This is a genomic window from Neobacillus drentensis (assembly GCF_036962765.1).
Lineage (GTDB): Bacteria > Bacillota > Bacilli > Bacillales > Cytobacillaceae > Neobacillus > Neobacillus drentensis_C.
The window spans coordinates 1-3,628 of the sequence record NZ_JBALOS010000374.1; the positions used below are offsets into that span (position 1 = coordinate 1).

Annotated in this window: 5 protein-coding genes; 3 read left to right on the forward strand and 2 right to left on the reverse strand. The window is 37.8% G+C overall.

Annotation, left to right across the window (positions count from 1 at the left end):
* Positions 1–122 precede the first annotated feature (122 nt).
* Complete coding sequence (locus V7137_RS29695) at positions 123–464, reverse strand: DUF6678 family protein (RefSeq protein WP_335701393.1); 342 nt, start codon at positions 462–464, stop codon at positions 123–125.
* A 291-nt stretch (positions 465–755) separates the two neighbouring features.
* Here V7137_RS29695 and V7137_RS29700 point away from each other — a divergent pair, with 291 nt between their 5' ends.
* From V7137_RS29700 to V7137_RS29710, 3 genes are all read left to right on the forward strand, one after another.
* The gene (locus V7137_RS29700) at positions 756–923 is read left to right on the forward strand and encodes a hypothetical protein (protein ID WP_193568227.1); all 168 of its coding nucleotides are present in this window, start codon (positions 756–758) and stop codon (positions 921–923) included.
* A 295-nt stretch (positions 924–1,218) separates the two neighbouring features.
* Positions 1,219–1,401, forward strand: a complete 183-nt coding sequence (locus tag V7137_RS29705) for a hypothetical protein (RefSeq protein ID WP_335701394.1) — start codon at positions 1,219–1,221, stop codon at positions 1,399–1,401.
* A 140-nt stretch (positions 1,402–1,541) separates the two neighbouring features.
* A complete protein-coding gene (locus V7137_RS29710) occupies positions 1,542–1,751 on the forward strand; it encodes a hypothetical protein (RefSeq protein ID WP_335701395.1) in 210 nt (69 codons plus the stop codon).
* Between the two features lie 547 nt (positions 1,752–2,298).
* Here V7137_RS29710 and V7137_RS29715 read toward each other — a convergent pair.
* Positions 2,299–3,495, reverse strand: a complete 1,197-nt coding sequence (locus tag V7137_RS29715; protein ID WP_335701396.1) for an FAD-dependent monooxygenase — start codon at positions 3,493–3,495, stop codon at positions 2,299–2,301.
* Positions 3,496–3,628: the final 133 nt, after the last annotated feature.

The window sequence follows — 3,628 nt, forward strand, 5'->3', positions numbered from 1 at the left end:
ATACTGACCTTAATCCAGTCACGCCCTCCTCTTTTTTTTGACGATTGAGCAGGGTCTTCTTAAGTATTGTCTTTTTTCATGTCTAAAGGAAACTTATTTTCATGGTAGTTGAAGAAGGATTTTTAAAGACAGTCAACAGATTTACCCATTTCAACATACCCGTAGACCCTAATCGCATTATCAAGCACCTCTCCTGCAACGTGGATGTTCTGAAGGATTTCTAAAACCTCTTTCCTCATTTTTTCGGTTTCCGCCGTTATCTCTAGCCACTCAATGGTTTTATAACTATCTACTACACCTTCAATTTTGAAATGATAAAACCATTCACCATCCCAAGGGCAAATGTAGCCCGTTTCAATATCTTTCGTTCTCCATTGGTGAACATTGGGGGAATCGAGCATTGCTTCTCGAATTTCTTCCCACTTTGTATTATTCATAACTTCCTGATATTGGTTATGTTTCATTATTTATTCACCTCTAATCTTTAAAGATTCTTAAGCTATTCTATGACGGTGATGGAATCCTTCTTACACTAAACTGCTTCGTTAGTTGAACAAGAAGTACACAATATCCTCGTATTACGACATTGTTGTTCTTCATCTTACAGGTTCAATTTCGAATATCGTACTCCCATTCTCATTGCATAATTTTCTCCATCTGTTTAACATCTTTATGTTAATTTTTGTGGCTAAATTCACTTTGTAATTTTCAACTAGAGCTATATAATTAAGGTATTAAACGAGAGGAGAATAAAAATGAAACAAGTTGCTCTCCATCAATGGCATAAAGAACATAATAAACGAATAGCAGAATTTCATAAGAACCACGAAATGAAAATACAACGTGGTGAAAATGGAAACGGTTTGTTAGCTAAATGGGAAAGATTTTTTTATAACAATGTCATTTCCCCTCTTAAAAAATAAAATACTTATTAATTGAACTGTCTTCATAGTACAGTTCATTTTTTTTCGCAATTTGAGTCAAAAATACCATTAAACGTTTTTTCTTCTTCAACTAAACTGCTCCGTTAGCTGAATAAGGAAAAATTCAGCTGCAGGCATTCCTTACTTTACATACTTTACACGTTTTGTCCCTACGCCCTTGATTGTCACGTCTTTTCCTTGTATATCCATGGGATTTTTGGACTTTATATGTCTAATGACTCCAGGTGGTTATCTTGGGCATAATACAGTTTATATACATTAGAGGTGGGATATTATGAGGCTAAGAAATGGAGATTTTTATACTAATGTTTTTACCAATAAGTTATATAGGCTAAATGAAGATGGCGATAGCAACTGGTACTTGAGTTTGCGTGATGAAGAAGGTTATCATGAAACAGAAAAGACCTCAGGGCGTGATATGATTAGATTGGTAGAAGGTGGGTATAAAAAAAGCTAATAAAAAAAGCTACCATTTCTGTCAGATTACCTGTAATCAGATGCTTTTAGTGGAAAGTCGGTAAAACTTGAAACAATATAAGATATTCCAAGGAAAAAGTCCACTTTATGTCGAATATAACAGCTAAAGGGGATGACCCAATGAATAAAGTTGAGTTATTAAAAAGATTATTAAATGGTAGTCGAGGTAATATGTTTTCATTAGAGATTCCTACTACAAAAGAAGATGAAAAAAAGATTCAAGAATTGGTTAGAGCTTTAGAAATAGAACAAAAAATTAAATTAAGAGAATATGTACAAAGAGAATACTCAGTTTATTTACACGGAATAATTAAGTATGCATCCGAATAATCGGGTGCTTTTTTATTGGGGTGAAACACAAGTGGTCTTCAAGGTATTTAATTTTTCAAACCCGCTATCGCAACATCCTTACTTTACCCCTTGGTTCAATAAAACCCTAAGATTAATTAGGTCATTTTTAAGTCACCTTTACCACACCGATAGCTAAAATTTCCTAGGATCCTGCTTCATTAGTGGAACAAGAAAAAGGGGCAGCCGTAGCAGCCCAATCTTCAACTCTTGCACCCGTTACTTTAAGTACATTTCTTCACGATCTTGTTCAAATCTGCTGTGTCCAAATGTTACATATGACTTGACCATCCACAAAAGTTTTCTTGCTGCTGCCGTTCATTGTTTAACTCAATAAAGAAAGCGCTCCCTGCTAAAGAATCGCGCCGGCTTGCGGAAGACTAAAAATATTTTAAAAGGGCTTAAGGGCATGTTTGCGCTTAGCTGGCTAAACAGAAATTTGTTCGGATTTTATATGGTTACTGAAAATAGACAGTCTTTTTTGATCGTGTCACTTGTTGGTAGTAACCCTCCAACCAATAAATCCATATCAATAATCTTTCAGCTCGATCCCGTTAGCAGCTTTGGCTATCATTTTTGAAATCATCTTAATTTGTACGATCATAATCGGGGGTATGTGCAACATTAAATTGCGTAGAATGATTTTGAAGTTTGATTTTTCAATCATACTCCCGGCAGCTATTAGTCCTATTTTTTGATTTTTCTCAACAAACTTCCTCATTTTTTGTTCGTAGGCAACAAATGCACGGGCGAAATCGCCATCTGCAGCTTTAAGTTCACCAGCTAATACATAAGCCCCGACAAGCGCCAGGCTAGATCCTTGACCTGATAGAGGAGATGGACCATACGCCGCATCGCCTACCAATGTAATCCGCCCTTTTGACCATGTCGGCATGTGAATCTGGCAAACCTCGTCAAAATAAAAGTCTGTCGCATCTTTCATGGTTTTGAGTAGATGCGAGGTTTCCCAACCTGAATCGCCTAAGAAGGCATTTTCTACTAGTTCCTTTTGAGATTCTGTATCATTGCGGTCGTGCTTCAATGCCTCTGATTGGAACAAGAACATACCCCTTGCTTCGGTATTGTCACGAGCGCTATACATACCTACAGTTTTGCCCGGTATCGTATATAAAAGTTGGCGGTGGTCGAGGTTGAGGTAATTCTCGAGAGTGAAAATCGAGATATAACAGCCAAGCGTCCGTTTAAACTGTGCTTCATCTCCAAAAGTTAAGGTGCGTACATTAGAATGAAGCCCGTCTGCACCGATGACAAGGTCAAATGTCTGTGGCTTGCCATGAATAAATTGAACTTCTGCACCAGCTTCAGTCTCATTTATAGCGGTAATCGAATCGCCCCAAATGTAATCAACAGTATCTTTGGTTAAATCGTACAAAATGTTACTTAGATCGTCTCGCATGACTTCGATGTCCAGACCATGCTGGTTCCCCATACCTGCTTCGCTTATTTGACCTTGGATCTTGTACTTACTGTTCACAAAGTAAACACCAGTCATGTTCGTGTCAGCTGCACGAACTTGATCGAGTATACCCATCCCCTTAAGCACGGAAATGGCTGCACCACGGATATCAACCCCGAAACCACCCGCGCGCAATGCTGGAGCACGTTCTATTACAGTCACGTCGAATCCATGACGATGAAGCCAGTAAGCGAGTGCCGGACCGGCAATGCTTGCACCAGAAATAAGGACCCGCATCGTTTGTTTCATAATTGCCTATTCACTCCTATCCTAATTAAAGTCTTAACATATCCACAGTATATTTATGGACGATTTTACTTATTTAGGACAACAAAATAATAGGAATTTAATTTTAAAAGCTGTGACTACTGTTCAACTATCC

What these genes read in the sequence shown, in the direction of transcription:
- V7137_RS29715 (WP_335701396.1), bottom strand. Translation starts at nt 3,495, where the DNA reads ATGAAACAAACGATGCGGGTCCTTATTTCTGGTGCAAGCATTGCCGGT.
- V7137_RS29705 (WP_335701394.1), top strand. Translation starts at nt 1,219, where the DNA reads ATGAGGCTAAGAAATGGAGATTTTTATACTAATGTTTTTACCAATAAG.
- V7137_RS29700 (WP_193568227.1), top strand. Translation starts at nt 756, where the DNA reads ATGAAACAAGTTGCTCTCCATCAATGGCATAAAGAACATAATAAACGA.
- V7137_RS29710 (WP_335701395.1), top strand. Translation starts at nt 1,542, where the DNA reads ATGAATAAAGTTGAGTTATTAAAAAGATTATTAAATGGTAGTCGAGGT.
- V7137_RS29695 (WP_335701393.1), bottom strand. Translation starts at nt 464, where the DNA reads ATGAAACATAACCAATATCAGGAAGTTATGAATAATACAAAGTGGGAA.